This window comes from Mycobacterium sp. D16R24 (assembly GCF_002013385.1).
Taxonomy (GTDB): Bacteria; Actinomycetota; Actinomycetes; order Mycobacteriales; family Mycobacteriaceae; genus Mycobacterium.
This window is the reverse complement of the sequence record NZ_MAEV01000007.1, coordinates 39,354-54,088: the sequence shown is the minus strand read 5'-3', so window position 1 is coordinate 54,088 and position 14,735 is coordinate 39,354. Positions and strand designations below refer to the sequence as shown.

The 14,735-nt window shown below is 61.2% G+C and carries 12 protein-coding genes; 8 read left to right on the top strand and 4 right to left on the bottom strand.

Annotated elements, in window-relative coordinates; genetic code table 11:
* Position 1 precedes the first annotated feature (1 nt).
* Both B4383_RS05490 and B4383_RS05485 read left to right on the top strand, forming a co-directional pair.
* On the top strand, positions 2–2,863 hold the full coding sequence (locus B4383_RS05490; protein ID WP_078289960.1) for an RND family transporter: 2,862 nt from the start codon (positions 2–4) through the stop codon (positions 2,861–2,863).
* A 75-nt stretch (positions 2,864–2,938) separates the two neighbouring features.
* Positions 2,939–3,277, top strand: a complete 339-nt coding sequence (locus B4383_RS05485; RefSeq protein ID WP_078289961.1) for a hemophore-related protein — start codon at positions 2,939–2,941, stop codon at positions 3,275–3,277.
* A 51-nt stretch (positions 3,278–3,328) separates the two neighbouring features.
* Here the strand turns inward: B4383_RS05485 and B4383_RS05480 are convergent, their stop codons facing one another.
* Positions 3,329–4,738 (bottom strand): hypothetical protein, encoded by a 1,410-nt coding sequence (locus B4383_RS05480; RefSeq protein ID WP_078289962.1) that lies wholly within the window; start codon positions 4,736–4,738, stop codon positions 3,329–3,331.
* Between the two features lie 332 nt (positions 4,739–5,070).
* Here B4383_RS05480 and B4383_RS05475 point away from each other — a divergent pair, with 332 nt between their 5' ends.
* Both B4383_RS05475 and B4383_RS05470 read left to right on the top strand, forming a co-directional pair.
* Entirely contained in the window at positions 5,071–5,853 is a 783-nt protein-coding gene (locus B4383_RS05475) for a methyltransferase domain-containing protein (RefSeq protein WP_078290008.1), read from the top strand.
* Positions 5,854–6,047: 194 nt separating this feature from the next.
* Complete coding sequence (locus B4383_RS05470; RefSeq protein ID WP_078289963.1) at positions 6,048–7,004, top strand: sulfotransferase family protein; 957 nt, start codon at positions 6,048–6,050, stop codon at positions 7,002–7,004.
* Positions 7,005–7,034: 30 nt separating this feature from the next.
* On the opposite strand, the gene B4383_RS05465 is transcribed toward B4383_RS05470, so the two are convergent.
* Positions 7,035–7,820 carry a GAP family protein gene (locus B4383_RS05465; protein ID WP_078290009.1) on the bottom strand — a complete coding sequence of 262 codons (786 nt, stop codon included), beginning with the start codon at positions 7,818–7,820 and terminating at the stop codon, positions 7,035–7,037.
* Positions 7,821–7,953: 133 nt separating this feature from the next.
* Positions 7,954–8,745, bottom strand: coding sequence for a GAP family protein (locus B4383_RS05460; RefSeq protein ID WP_078289964.1), 792 nt, complete (start codon positions 8,743–8,745; stop codon positions 7,954–7,956).
* Between the two features lie 129 nt (positions 8,746–8,874).
* Between B4383_RS05460 and B4383_RS05455 the strand changes: the two genes are divergently transcribed.
* From B4383_RS05455 to B4383_RS05445, 3 genes are all read left to right on the top strand, one after another.
* Positions 8,875–9,855: a class I SAM-dependent methyltransferase gene (locus B4383_RS05455; protein WP_078289965.1), complete on the top strand. Its 981-nt coding sequence runs from the start codon at positions 8,875–8,877 to the stop codon at positions 9,853–9,855.
* A gap of 160 nt (positions 9,856–10,015) precedes the next feature.
* Entirely contained in the window at positions 10,016–11,296 is a 1,281-nt protein-coding gene (locus B4383_RS05450; RefSeq protein ID WP_078289966.1) for a glycosyltransferase, read from the top strand.
* 7 nt (positions 11,297–11,303) lie between these two features.
* Entirely contained in the window at positions 11,304–12,584 is a 1,281-nt protein-coding gene (locus tag B4383_RS05445) for a glycosyltransferase (protein WP_078289967.1), read from the top strand.
* On the opposite strand, the gene B4383_RS05440 is transcribed toward B4383_RS05445, so the two are convergent.
* Entirely contained in the window at positions 12,556–13,959 is a 1,404-nt protein-coding gene (locus B4383_RS05440) for a cytochrome P450 (RefSeq protein ID WP_078289968.1), read from the bottom strand. The two genes, B4383_RS05445 and B4383_RS05440, sit on opposite strands and share 29 nt — an antisense overlap.
* 535 nt (positions 13,960–14,494) lie before the next feature.
* Between B4383_RS05440 and B4383_RS05435 the strand changes: the two genes are divergently transcribed.
* Positions 14,495–14,725: an MbtH family protein gene (locus B4383_RS05435; protein ID WP_078290010.1), complete on the top strand. Its 231-nt coding sequence runs from the start codon at positions 14,495–14,497 to the stop codon at positions 14,723–14,725.
* The last annotated feature ends 10 nt before the right edge of the window (positions 14,726–14,735 follow it).

Genomic DNA, 14,735 nt, shown 5'->3' with positions numbered 1-14,735 from the left:
CATGAGTATTCACCGGATGGTCAACCGGCCACCGTTGGTGGCCCGGCTGATCCGTCGGCTGTCGGTGCCGATCATCCTTGGCTGGCTGGCGGTCATCGCCGTTGTGACCTTTGCCGTTCCGTCACTGGAACAAGTCGGGCGGGAAAGCTCAGTGTCCCTGGTTCCCCAAGCGGCGCCGTCGTTCCAGGCGATGCAGCGCATGGGGCAGGTCTTCGGAGAATCGAACTCCGACAGCGTGGCGATGATCGTGCTGGAAGGTCAGCAACCGCTCGGTGATGACGCACACGGCTATTACGACAACTTAGTTCGCCAGTTGAGGTCGGACACCGCACATGTACAGCATGTCCAGGACTATTGGGGTGACCCTCTTACCGCGACGGGTGTGCAGAGCGCCGACGGTAAGAGCGTCTACGTCCAGGTCAACCTCGCGGGCAACCAAGGCCAGGCCCTGGCGAACAAGTCCGTGGAGGCCGTCCGGGACATCGTGGAACGGTCGTCACCCCCGCCCGGCGTACAGGCCTATGTCACGGGCCCCGCGCCCTTGGTGACGGATATGAACCACGCCGGCAACACGTCCATCATCAAAATCACTGTGGTGACGCTCGTGGTGATCCTCACGATGCTGCTCTTTGTATACCGCTCGATGGTCACCGTAATCCTGCTGTTGGTCATGGTGGGCATACAGGTACAGGCGGCTCGAGGTATCGTCGCGTTGTTGGGAGACCATGGGGTTATTGGACTTTCAACCTTCTCAGTGAATCTTTTGGTGTCGCTCGGCATCGCGGTGGGAACGGACTACGGCATATTCTTCATGGGCCGCTATCAGGAGGCCAGGCAGTCCGGCGAAGACCGGGAGACGGCGTTCTACACCACCTACAGCAGTGTCGCGAAGGTGGTGGTGGCATCGGGATTGACGATTGCGGGCGCGATCTTCTGCCTCAGCTTCACCCGGCTGCCCTACTTCCAGACCATGGGCATTCCCGCTGCGGTGGGTATGGCCGTCGCGGTTGCGGTGGCTGTCACGCTCGTTCCGGCCGTCATTGGTCTAGGGAGTCGTTTCGGGCTGTTTGAGCCCAAACGGAAGATGATGGTCCGCCGCTGGCGGTGGGTTGGCACGGCGATCGTTCGATGGCCCGGACCAATCCTTGCCGGGGCGTGCGCGGTCGGACTTATTGGGCTGCTGGCACTTCCGGGGTATCAGACAAGCTACGACGACAGGCTGTATGTCCCCCGAGACATCCCCGCCAACATGGGGTACGCGGCCGCTGAGCGGCACTTCCCTGAGTCGCGAATGACGCCCGATGTCCTGATTCTCGAGGCGGACCACGATATGCGTAATCCGGCAGACTTCGTGGTGCTCCACAAACTTGCCAAGGGGCTCTATGCCGTTCCTGGTATTTCTATGGTGCAGAGCATTACTCGGCCAGAGGGAAGCCCTATCGAGCACACTTCCATACCGTTTCAGATCAGCCTGCAAAGCGCTGGCATGCTGCAGATCCTGCCGTTTGGAAAAGAACGCGTGGACGACATGCTGAAACAGGCCGATGACACCACGAAGATGATCAACCAAATGCAGCACACTTACGAGCTGATGAGCAGCATCTCCGACATCACCAATGAGACGGTCCTCATGAACAGGGAGCTGACGGCGACCGTCGATCGGCTACGGGATTACATCGCCAACTTCGATGACTTCTTTAAGCCCCTTCGCAACTATTTGTACTGGGAGAAGCACTGCGAGACGATTCCGATTTGCTTCGCGATCAGATCAGTATTTCAGGCGCTCGACGGCACTGACCAGCTCAGTCTTCGGACGCACCAGATCCTCGAACGCGTGGAGCAGATGAATGGGTATCAGCGGGAGTTGATCGCTCTCTTCCCACCGATGATCGCGACCATGAAGTCAATGCGCGCCATGATGCTGACGATGCACAGCACCATGTCCGGGATCTTTTCCCTGATCGATCAAACGGCGGCGAACGCGACCGCGATGGGAAAGATTTACGATGGTGCCCAGAACGACGACTCGTTCTACCTGCCTCCGGAGGTCTTCGAGAACGAGGACTTCAAACGGGCTATGTCCCTGTTCTTTTCGCCGAACGGGAAGGCTGTTCGGCTGATCCTGACGTACCGGGGCGATCCGGGTACACCGGAAGGTCTGTCGAGGGTGGACGCGGTGCGGACGGCGGCGGAAGAGGCGCTCAAAGTGACGCCGCTGGAAAACGCTCAGATCCATCTCGCCGGCACCGCCGCGACCTTCAAAGACCTACGCGACGGGTCCGCTTACGATCTGTTGATAGCCGGTGTGGCTGCGCTCTGTCTGATTTTCGGCATCATGCTGGTCATGACGCGAAGTTTTGTCGCTGCGCTGGTTATCGTTGGGACAGTGGCACTTTCGCTGGGTGCGGCGTTCGGCTTTTCGGTGCTCATCTGGCAGAACATTCTTGGTATCGAGTTGCACTGGCTCGTGCTGGCGATGTCGGTGATCATCTTGTTGGCGGTGGGTTCTGATTACAACCTGTTGTTGGTGTCGCGGATGAAAGAAGAGCTGGGCGCTGGGATCAATACGGGGATCATTCGGGCGATGGGCGGGACCGGCAAGGTGGTGACCTCTGCGGGTTTGGTGTTCGCGTTCACGATGTTGTCCATGGTGGTCAGCGATCTGCGCGTTATCGGGCAGGTTGGCTCCACGATCGGGATCGGCCTGTTGTTCGACACGTTGGTGGTGCGCGCGTTTATGACGCCGGCGATCGCCGCGCTGTTGGGGCGGTGGTTCTGGTGGCCGCAGCGGGTGCTCAAACGCCCGGCCGGAGTGCAACAAGACTCTGCGGGACCCCGACCGTTGGTCGTGCAAGATGCCTAACTTCGGGTGGGATTGGACCTGGCCCACAAGGGCCGGATTGAAGCAAAAAGTATTGGTATGAAAGGAATTACATAGATGTTTCGTCCATCACTGACCCAACTGTCTGTCGGGTTGGGGGCACTGGCATTGTCGTTGGCCAGCGCCGCCGGGATCGCCTCCGCGGACCCAGATCTGGACTCCGCCATCAACACCACGTGCAGTTATCCGCAAGTGGTAGCGGCACTCAATGCCCAGGACCCGCAATTCGGTAAGGCGTTCTCCCAGTCGCCGATACTGCAGCGCGGCCTCCGTGAATTCCTGGCGGCCGGTCCGGAGAAGCGGGCACAGACGGCCCAAGATGTGGCAAATGCTCCGGCCTTTCAGCCGTACCTCGGAGTAATGGAACAGGCTTACCGGACCTGTCACAACTTCTGAAACGGGCGGAGCGCCAGCTTCTTTAATGTGCCCGCGCGGGCACGCGATGCGTCAGTGAATCTCACCGGTCAGATCGAAATCGGCCAGCGTGAGTTCGGCCAGTTCGTGTAAGGCCTCCTTGGTGTTCTTCCCACCCGGTTGGTAGGCGCCGACGCTGATGAAGATCTTTCCGTTGAGGCGCCCCGAGAGGATGAACATTCGACCGCCGGTGCGCTCAAGCAGCTGGCGCCTTTCGCGTTGTCCGGTCGCGCGTGCGTTCTGGAAGTCGGCGAGTGTCCCGGCGGGATACCCGATCATCGAGCTGAGATCGCCTAGATAGGAGCAGAACACCGACTGGTCAGGGTCGGCGGGCAGCCTGGCGACCATCCGCTTCAGTGTTCGTTTGGGCAAGAATGACGGCAGCCACAGGAGCTGCTTTGATTCGTCTGGTTCCTCCTTCATCGCCGCTAGTGTCTGCTTGATGGTGGATCGAATGTCTCGCAGATCCGTAGTGAGCGAGGTGGTGTCGATGCTGACGCGCGCATAGGACAGTGCCATTGCGCGCGTGTCGTCCGCGGTGCGCTCGCTGATGGGTATCTGCAGAGTGACGGTGCCCTTGTCGGTACGTCCACGCCCGATGCGCTCGCCAAAGCGGGCAGCGAAGGCCGCCGCGAGAGTGTGACTCGCTCCGGCTAGAGCGTCCGCGCGGGCATCCCAGTCTTCCAAATCGACGTAGATCGTGATGGCCGGCACAAGGACGACGTCGTCGGGGACGACCTCGTGAACAGGCAACGGCGCCGGTGATTGCTCGGTCTCCCTCTTGTCGCGCGCCTGCTTTCTGGCCAGTTTTCCCGCCGCCAGAAGGGCCCGGGCGACCTTGGGTACATCCCGAGCCGTCTCGCGTGCATCCCGGCCCAGTGCGCGCAGCCGAGCGCGGGACGTCGGTGTTGGATAGCCAAGATCTCGTGTCCTGCCCAGGGCTGCTTCGACTATGACAAGAGCAAGCCCGAGGCCGTCGATCAGATTGTGCGAGAGCACCAGACTGATCGCGGTCGTGCCGTCGTCAAGAGGAAGGACGCCGATGTGCCAGCCGGGACCCGACTCAGGGTCGATGCGCACCTGTGAACGTTCGTCAACCCAGTCGCTGAACTCGGTGCGCGGCCGGGTGTGTTGAGCGACATCGATATCCGACGAACCCGGATCCGCCACCCAGCGATGCCGGGCGATCGGCAGTGCTGGACGTTCGATGCGCCGACCCAACAAACCCTGGCCAAGATTGTGATGGAAGCGCCGTAAAGCGTCGAGATCGATGGCGTGCCCATACAGCCACGTAACTTGGATGATCACGTTCATGTCGGCGGCGTGATGCTCTGCCAGCAATGCCTCATCCGCCAGTGCGAGGCGGTTATCCGGCCGTGCAGCATCTTTGGCGGCTTGGCGCCTGCTCAGGGACTCTCGCACCCGACGTATCGGCCCAGGCACCAGTCAGACTCCTTCGTTTCCTGCCGTGCGCTTGCGATTTTGCACCGTGGGCGGCAATGGATTTGGGGATAAGCGTGGTCCAGTTTGCAATCGCGTACTGCCAGGCGCCCAGTCGAGCTCTATCAACCGAATAGGTCGGGAGCTTAGCCGTTTGGCGGACAGGTTGTGGCGAAATCTGTTTCGCCGCGGCCATCGACGGATCTGACGGACGAGTGGACCCAGATCTCCGCACGGTCTGTGGCGGAGTAACTGGATCGACATTGCAGTTTTCATGCCCTGCACTGCATTTGATTTTACGACTGGCATGTCGAGCGGCGCCGCGGTGATCCATGATGTTCTACGTGGAGAACAGAGTCCTCAATATTTCGAGTATGCCTCGGGGCGGTCCGGATGCCTCGTGGCTGGACAGACGGTTGCAGACCAGCCGCCTGGAGTACCTGGACCGCGATGACGTCGATGATCTCAAGCACAAGGTCATGTCCGCGCTTGATCGAGCAGGGCGGCGACGGTGGATCGGTGTACACGAGAAATGCGCCCGAATTGCGCTCCTTGAGGTGGCGGGTGTGCGTTCGCCGAAGATCCTCGAACTTGGCGCAGGACTTGGGGGGTTGTCACGGAAGCTGCTGGAGATGCATCCCAGCGCCGAGGTGACGGTCACCGACATCGATCCCGCGTTCGTGGCAGCGGCGGCCGCCAGTGACCTGGGCAGTCACCCCCGCGTAACGGTAAGAGAGATGGATGCCACCGCAATCGATGTCATGGACGAGCAATACGATCTCGCGGTCTTTGCCTTGTCGCTGCATCATCTTCCACCTGATCTTGCCGCCCAGGTGTTCGCGTCGGGGACACGTGCGGCGCGGAAGTTCTTGATCGTCGACCTGCCCAGGCCGCCGGTGGCGCTTCACATCGCGTTATTGGCCGTGGTGCTGCCACTCGTCAAGATCTCGCCATTGCAGCACGACGGGTTTATCAGTTCCCTTCGTGCCTACAGCCCGTCGGCACTGCGCGCGCTGGCCCATCATGCAGATCCCGCCATCGCCATCGAGTTCCGGACCCGCGGGGTACTGGGGCCAACGGTGGTGGTCGCGAGTCGTCCGTCCGTACTACCGCCGTGACCACATTAGGGAAAGCCGCTTGATGCCGTCACATTTGCTGCGGACGCATGATTCAATGTGCGACAGTCTATTACGCCTCGTAACTCGTTCTGATCGCATGCCCCGGCAGGATCGGGCGGTCTACCGCTGGAGGATCTCATGATGCGACACGACACTCCTGCGCTGCGCGCTCTATCCATCGCAAGGTCGTACTCGTGACCGCGGACGGACGGTCCCGCCCGGTAGCTCTTTTTGTCATGGGTATGGCGAGGTCCGGTACATCGGCGATTACCCGGGCGCTCTCGCTATGCGGCGGTGCGCTACCTCCCGCGCTCGCGGGTGCGAACCAGGCCAATCCGCGGGGCTATTGGGAGCCACGCAAAGCCATCATCCTCAACGAGAGGATCTTGCATCGGAACGGCAGCTCCAGATTCGACACCACCTTACGTCTCCAAGAAGAGGGTGGGTTCGATGCTGGTGAGAAGACTGCGTGTATCGCCGAGATCCGCGCATATCTTGCCTCGTTGCCGCCTGCGCCGATGCTGATCATCAAGGACCCGAGGATAAATCTTCTGTCCGACATGTGGTTTGAGGCGACTCGGCTGGCCGGATACGACGTGGCGACAGTGGTCGCGGTGCGTCACCCGACGGAGGTCATCGCCTCAGTTGCGGCCCAGGCGGCCGCGTCGCCGGAGTTCTCGAGTGCGTTGTGGCTCAAGTTCAATCTGTTGGCTGAGGTGAACACTCGCGATGTGCCGCGCGTGTTCGTGGGGTACGCCAACCTCCTTGAGGATTGGCGCCGGGAAATGAAACGAATCTCGGTGGCGCTCGGGCTCGACCTGGACACCCGGGACGAGGCAGCGATCGACGAGTTTCTCGAAACCGACCTTCGACGCCAGAAATATTGTGGCCCAGTGACAGAGCCCTTTGGGACGGACTGGATGTCCGTGGTTTATCAAACGCTCCGTGCGGCTGCTGCGGATGAACCCTGGGACCAGTCGGCATTGGAACAGGTCTTGGAGTCGTATCGGGTAAGCGAACGCGGCTTCCGGGCAATGGTCGAGGATTACCAGAGATTCCACAAGCTGAGTCGGCGCACCCGCCCGTCGATGATGAAGCTGATCTACGAGGTCATGGCGACTGCTCATGGGAGACGCGGGACATGGGCATGACGTGAGTCTCCCGCATGTCACCTCACCGCTTTAGGCAATACCGTTGACTACCTGAATGATTCCAGCGATTGAGAATATGGTGATCAGCACCTGGCGGCGGTGGGCCAGTGCCCAATCATGCATTGGCCGCAGTACCGCAAGGGTTTTCGTGGGCGCGACCACATAGCTGACGAGGGTGATCTCAACCACCGTGAACATTCCAAAGACGAACAGGATGACGGCGATGACCTGGGTTCCGATCGGGGAACCCGAGGCCACGATGGGGGTGAGCACGAAGACCACCAACATGGGGGGCGGTAATCCGGCCAGGCCGAACACAAAGGCGACCCATAACGCCCCGTCTTCCCAGGCTTTTTGGAGTCGGCGGAGCAGCCGCCGGAACATGGAACCCCGCTCCGCGTCCTGGTCCTGGAGGGTGCCGAACGGGGATGTGATGGGGCTTGGCGTATGTGCATCACGTGTCCGGTCCGAGGGGTCGCCCGCCGCCACTCGCACACGCATTCGCTGACGGACCGAGCGTGCTGCCATGAGCGTTGCGATGGACAGCATGAGAACGCCCATGCTGAGATTGACCAGCCGGGTGGTAATGCTGTTACCCGGCCCGGCCATATCTTCCACGAAGGTGCGAACTGATGGTGCTACGTGTAGCACCATCAGCGGTATCAGCAGGCCCGCAAGACTCACGATCATGCTGCCAATCCAGTAGGCGGCCAGATTCTGCACCGGCTGAGGCCGCGAGATCATCAGGACGATGATGGCGAGTAATACCGGATTGACCGCGAACATGATCGCCATCGCGAGCAGTAGACCCCACACGGCCCGGAACACTACCCAGGCCGACGCGCTTTCTTCGGCGAATGGGAAACCAAAGCAACCAGCAACCCTGATACCGAATCTGACGAACCGTTGTGCCCGAATGGGTTTCGCGCATGCACCTGGCTCTGAGCTCTCAGATTCCGCTCAGGCCGTGGATCAAAAGTGATATCCCAGCCACTATGCACATGGCTATCAGAATCTTTCGCCGATGAGTCAGTGCCCAGTCATGCAACAGTTGCACGACCGCTTGGGTTTTCGTGGGCGCGACCAAGTAGCTGATGAGTGTCAGCTCGACGATCGCCAGGACGCCGATGATAAAGACGACTGCGACAGTGATCTGCGTCCCGAGCGCAGCGCCTGAGGTGACCAAGATGGCTATGAGGAACAGGCCCGCGTCAGGTTCGATTCCGCCGAGTAGCAGTCCGATCAGGAAGGCGACCCATAACGATCCGTTTTCCCATGCACTGGCGGTCTTGCGTAGCAGTCGTCGGAGCCGCGACCCGCCATCGGTTGACGTGTCTTCGGTGCGGCCCAGGAGGCGCGAGATGGGGTTCTGTGTCGGCGGATTCGGGTCTGGGGCCAGAGCATCTTCGCCCGCATACTGCAGCTGACGCTGACGCTGACGCAACCGTGGCCACAGTGCTATTAGCGCGGCAACCGACAGCGCTAGCGCACCCATGCCTAGTTGAACGTGCCGAATGGCGGGGCTGACCGCCACGCTCTGTGCGAATGATCTGAACATCGGCGTGACGTGCAGCAGTATCAGTGGCGCCACCACGGCGGGGATGCAACCGATGAGACAGCCCGCCCAGTAAACGAGGAGATTTTGCACGGGCTGCGGCCGAGAGATCACGAGCAGGGTAATGCCCAGTCGGATCGGATTCAGGGCGACCAGTACGACGAGCGCTAGCACCGATCCCCACACGTACGAAGACACTACGCGGTAGGTTCGTGCTCTGGGGTTCCTTTGAAAGTTGTTCTGTGGCGGGCTGTCACAGGCCCTTGGCACGCGGTGCGCGTTCGCCGGACTCACACTCTCGTGGAGGAGATTTGAATGACGGCGGTTACCAGTGCGTGCCGACTGTGCGACTCGACCGGCCCTCATCGAACGCTTGAGGTTCGCGAGATGATGTTCGGCACCCGCGAGGTGTTCGAATACTTCAGCTGCGCCGAGTGCGACACGTTGCAGATCGTCAATGCACTTGAGGGTGACGAGCTCATGCGGCATTACCCCGCGGCCTACTATTCGCACAACGGCTCGGCCCAGCCGAAGGCCTTTCAATGGCTGGTTGCGCAGCGAGACCTATTCACATTGCGAAGCGGGGGAAGGATTTTTGGATCAGCCATGGCCTCGCCTATCCCGGAGGGCATCTTCCGGGTGCTGCTCGGGGGAGATGCCGTCAAGATGCTCGCGGGGCTTGGAATTGAACGCGATGCGCGGATCTTGGATGTCGGATGTGGAAGCGGTGCATTGCTGGACCGGCTCGCGAGAGTCGGGTTTGTGAGCCTGCTCGGGGCCGACCCCTTCATCGCAGGGGATAGCGAGTCCCGCGAACGTATACCGCTGTTGAAGCGCTATTTGAGTGATGTACGAGGTGAATTCGATCTCATCATGTTCAATCACTCGCTCGAACATATGCCGGATCCGGTGGCTACGCTCGAGGTGGCGTCCAGAATGTTGGCCGATGGCGGCATGTGCCTGGCTCGGGTGCCGACAACGTCATCAGAAGCTTGGGCCATCTACGGAGCTGATTGGGTGCAGGCCGACGCGCCTCGGCACATGGTCATACCGTCACGACGGGGAATGGCTCTGGCCGCAGAGCGCGCGGGATTGCGGGTCGCGCAGACATTTGATGATTCAACTTTTGGCCAGTTCACCGGAAGTGAAGCCTACCGGGGTGATGTTCCGGTGACCGACCCCAGAATCCTTCGTATGTTTCGTCCCAAGCAGATCTGGGAGTGGGAGAAGCGGGCTAAACGGCTCAATCAGCAGAACCGTGGTGACCAGACCGGTTTTGTGCTGCGGGTCCAGTAGCGCCAAATCTGCACGTCTCGTCTAGGGGTGTTGTTGTATTCCCAAATCTCTTGAATTTAAAGTCAATAACGCGTGTACCGGGATATGCTGCCGGTCGGTTGAGCCGTGGCGAGGCTCCCGCTTTCATTCTGCGGGAACACTGGAAGTGAAGGGCTCTGCGATGAAATTCGTACTGTCATTCTATGGAACACGTGGTGATGTCGAGCCCGGCATCGCCGTCGGCCGTGAGTTGTTGCGTCGCGGGCACGACGTACGCATGGTCGTCCCACCCGACCTTGTCGACTTCACCGAGGCGGCCGGACTTTCCGCGGTCGCCTGTGGACCCGACGTGCGGGTATGGCAGGACGTGAATCGTGACTTCTGGGCGCGATTCTTGCGGAACTTCTGGAAGAACTTCTGGAGGCTTCGGGACCTTCGGGAGCTGCTGCGTGAAGATTGGCGGTTCCTGGTTCAGTGCTGGGAGGACGTCAGTACGACGCTGAGATCGCAAGCGGCGGATGCGGACCTGCTGTTCACCGGCGTCCTCGGTGAGGAGTCGGCCGGTAACGTCGCGGAGTTCTACTCCCTGCCGTTCGCCACGCTGCACGTGTTTCCGATTCGCGCCAACGGTCAGCTTGTTCCGGGAATGCCTGCCCGGCTGGGCCGGTCCATCATGAGGTTGTCGGAGTGGCTGGGTTGGCCGATGTTCAAAAGGCTAGAGGATCCGCAGCGTCGTGAGCTGGGCCTGCCTAAAGCCACCGGGCCCTCGCCCTGGCGGATCGCAGAGCGCGGGTCGTTGGAGATCCAGGCCTATGACGAGGTATGTATGCCCGGATTGGCGGCGGAATGGGCGGAATACGATGGTCGGCGGCCCTTCGTGGGCGCACTGACACTCGATCTACCAACAGATTCCGACGACGAGGTGGCCTCGTGGATTGCCGGGGGAGCACCGCCGATTTGTTTTGGCTTCGGCAGCATGCCCGTCGAGTCAGCTGCCGAGACGCTTGCCATGATCAGCGGGGCATGTGATCAGTTGGGGGAGCGAGCGTTAGTGTGCGCCGGGGGAAGTGATTTCAGCCATGTCCCTCTTTTCGAGAACGTCAAAGTGGTTGGCGTGATGAACTATTCTGCCGCCTTTCCGGCGTGCCGCGCGGTGGTGCACCACGGCGGTGCGGGCACCACCGCGGCGAGTCTGCGGGCGGGAGTCCCCACGCTGGTGCTGTCGACCGACCTCGATCAGACGTTGTGGGGAGCGCGCGTCAAGCGGCTGAAAGTGGGTACCGCGCGGCGTTTCTCGTCGACGACCGAGAAGACACTGGTCGCTGACCTGCGGACCATCTTCGACGCGCAGTACGTCACGCGTGCCCGTGAGGTTGCCACCCGAATGACCAAAGCCGCTGAAAGTCCGGTGACCGCCGCCGATCTGCTGGAAGAGTTCGTTCGGCTCAAGCGGGTCGGCTGAACCCCCGATGAAGTTCGTATTGGCGAGCTACGGCACGCGCGGTGACATCGAGCCCTGTGTCGCGGTCGGCCGTGAGCTCCTACGTCGGGGGCATGAGGTGCAGATGGCCGTTCCCCCCGACCTCATCGCGTTCGTCGAGGCGGCCGGACCTACCGCGGTCCCGTACGGACCGGATCTACAGGCAGTTCTTGACGCGCACCGCGATTTCTGGACGCACTTCTTTCGTAACTTCTGGAAGATACGGGATTTGATCAGGATGCGGCGCGACGTGGTGGAGCCGTTTCTCGAATGTTGGAAGGACATCGTCGCCACCCTGACATCGTTGGCTGAGGGGGCCGACTTGCTCTTCACCGGTGTGAATTTCGAGGACGCCGCGGGCAATGTCGCGGAGTACTACGACATTCCGCTGGCTACGCTGCACTTCTTTCCCTTGCGGGCCAACGGCCACTTCGTACCGTTTCTGCCGGCGCCGTTGGGCCGATCGACAATGAAGGTTGGCGAGTGGCTTGCCTGGCGGAATGCGAGGAAGGTTGAGGGTGTCCAGCGCGGTGAGCTGGCGCTGCCGAAGGCCGCTGCACCCTCACCGTGGCGAATCACCGATCGCGGGTCGCTGGAGATTCAGGCCTATGACGAGGTCTGCTTTCCCGGCCTGGCCGCCGAATGGGCAGAGCATGAGGGCCGTCGCCCGTTCGTAGGTGCGCTGACGCTCGACCTGCCGACGGAGTTTGATGATGAAGTGGCCTCGTGGATTGCTTCCGGTGCGCCGCCAATCTTCTTTGGCTTTGGCAGTCTGCCGGTCGAATCTGCCGTCCAGACACTCGCCATGATCGGTTCGGCGTGTGACCAATTGGGCGAGCGGGCATTGGTGTGTTCCGCCGGGTCCGACTTTAGCGATTTCCCTCCTGCCGAGAACGTCAAAGTGGTTGGTGCGATGAACTATTCCGTTGCCTTTCCGGCCTGCCGCGCGGTGGTGCACCACGGCGGCACGGGCACTACCGCCGCGGGTCTGCGGGCGGGCGTTCCCACCTTGATACTTTCGACAGACCTCGATCAGACGCTGTGGGGAGGCCGGGTCAAACGATTGAAAGTGGGGACTGCCCGGCGGCTCTCGGCCACGACGAAGAAGACATTGGTGGCTGATCTACGCACCATCCTCGAACCGGAATGTGTGGCCCGGGCCCGCGAGCTCGCCGCTCGAATGACCAGGCCCGCTGACAGTGTTGTGATCACGGCAGATCTCGTGGAGAGTCTCGCGGCAGCTAGAGCTGCGAGTCGCTGGACTGCGTAATGGCATGAGAACCGGCGGGACATGCCGGTGTCGCGGCGGGCTCGCGGTCCCTGATCGCTTGAACACGGATAGACCCGCCACGGTGTGGCACGAAAGTGACGTGCTTCGCCTGCTGCTTCTCATCGGGAGCCTCGGTGGTGCACAAGTCGACCCGGCGCAGGATCTCACGCAGGACGATCCGAATTTCGACCATCGCGAAGGTGGCCCCAAGGCAGCGGCGGTTGCCTCCACCGAATGGCAGCCAGGTGGTCGGGCTCAGCGTGGTGCCGAGCATCCGATCCGGGTCGAATCGGTCTGGATCCGGGTACACGTCGGCGCTCGCATGGACAAGTCCGATCGCCGGATCGACCATGATGCCGGCCGGTAGCCGATAGCCGCCGACCTCGACGGGTTCCTTGAGCACCCTGCCCGAACTGAAGATCACCGGACGGATGCGCAACGTCTCTTTCGCCACAGCGTCGAGGTATTCGTCGCCCGACGGATCACCCGCGGCGCTGGCATCGGCGGCCCGCACGGCCTTCGCCAGTGCGGTGGGGTGGCGTGTCAGTCGTTCCAGCACCCAGGACAGCGCCGTCGCAGTGGTCTCGTGTCCGGCCGCGATGGACGTCAGGAGGTGATCACGCAGTTCTTGGTCGGACATGGTGCGGCCGTTGTCGTCAGTGGCGCCTACCAGCATGGCCAACACATCGGTGCGCTCCGACAGGTTGGGATCGGCACGGCGTTCGGCGATCTCCGCGTAGAGCAAGGCATCGGTCTCTGTCATTCGCCTGCCGACCCCCCGCCAAGGGAAATAGCGCCGTAGGCCCGGATTGGTAATCGCCGGTGTTTCCCACGGCTTCATGTAGAGCAGACGGGGCACGACCTTGCGGAGTGCGGCCAGCCGCGTCGGGTCAGTGGCGCCGATGACTGTTCGCAGGATCACCTCGAGTGTGATGTCGGTGGTCTTCGGAGCAACGGAGAAGTCTTCACCTACCGGCCATTTGGTTATGTTTGCGGCAGCGATCTCGGCCATCTGGGCGGCCTGGCGTGCGACGGCGTCGCGATGAAACGCCGGCATGAGCAGGCGACGCTGGTCATGGTGGGCGTCCTCGTCGAGTACAAACAAGGAGCTATCGCCGAGGAGGCCGCGAAAGAACCAGTGCGCCTCGCCGGAATGAAAGACCCGCGGGTCACCGGCGTACACGGTCTTGATATCGGCGGGATTTGCGAGATATACCACCTTGCCCGACAAGGGAATACGCAGCGTGAACACGTTGCCATAGCGGCGCTGGCATCCAGCCAGGAAGCGCAGGCCATAGGCGGCCATTAATACGGACTGCACCACCAGGGGGAGCGGAGGCCCGGGCGGCAGTGCGGTTTTCGCAGTTTTGCTCACTTTGCGTGATCCTAAGTACTAGACGGTATGACAGCTCACATGCCGGCAGCCTCGGCAGCGACTGGAGCGAGTTTGCCTGTCGCGGAAACTGACTCAGCCCGGGGCGGAACGGTGCCCATCAACGGTACGAGTGTCGAGTCGGGTGTGCAGGCACTTTCGGAGGTTGGGCATGTCGCCCATGCTTATCAGGTCGGTCACCGGCGGCGTTTCTGCGGGATTAATCTGGTCACGTGCGGTACCTCGTCGAGCATCGCTCGATACGTGCCACGGGCCATACAGCAAATCATGAGACAGCAGGCTCCGTCTGTGTCGTGGTGATGGCTGCGGGCTGATCATGGCCGGTTTGGTAACGAATAGCAGCCAATTCGCGTCTCCTGGGCCGATCGTGTCGGGCAATGACGACCGGCCATCCAGGTTTCCAACTGGCCAGTAGCAAGTATTGGCGATTTCTCTGAAAACACGCACCGCTGGCGCTTTCTCGGTTAGTTTTAGAACAGGTTCCACTTATCGTGCGTGGATGGTGTCGGGAGAAGTGTTGAGTATCAATCCATTTGATGATGACAAGGGCAGCTTTTTCGTTCTGGTCAACGACGAAGAGCAGCACAGTCTGTGGCCGGCCTTTGTCGATGTTCCAGCCGGATGGCGAGTGGTCTTCGGTGCGGCGGATCGCGCTTCCTGCCTGGACAACATAGAGCAGAACTGGCCTGACATTAGGCCAAAAAGCCTGCGCGAGAGGGTGGCACAGGGTCGGACTGTTGATCATTAAGCAGTGGGTG

Excerpts from the sequence above, each read along its gene's own strand:
- B4383_RS05475 (WP_078290008.1), top strand. The coding sequence starts at position 5,071 with ATGTTCTACGTGGAGAACAGAGTCCTCAATATTTCGAGTATGCCTCGG.
- B4383_RS05485 (WP_078289961.1), top strand. The coding sequence starts at position 2,939 with ATGTTTCGTCCATCACTGACCCAACTGTCTGTCGGGTTGGGGGCACTG.
- B4383_RS05445 (WP_078289967.1), top strand. The coding sequence starts at position 11,304 with ATGAAGTTCGTATTGGCGAGCTACGGCACGCGCGGTGACATCGAGCCC.
- B4383_RS05490 (WP_078289960.1), top strand. The coding sequence starts at position 2 with ATGAGTATTCACCGGATGGTCAACCGGCCACCGTTGGTGGCCCGGCTG.
- B4383_RS05450 (WP_078289966.1), top strand. The coding sequence starts at position 10,016 with ATGAAATTCGTACTGTCATTCTATGGAACACGTGGTGATGTCGAGCCC.
- B4383_RS05455 (WP_078289965.1), top strand. The coding sequence starts at position 8,875 with ATGACGGCGGTTACCAGTGCGTGCCGACTGTGCGACTCGACCGGCCCT.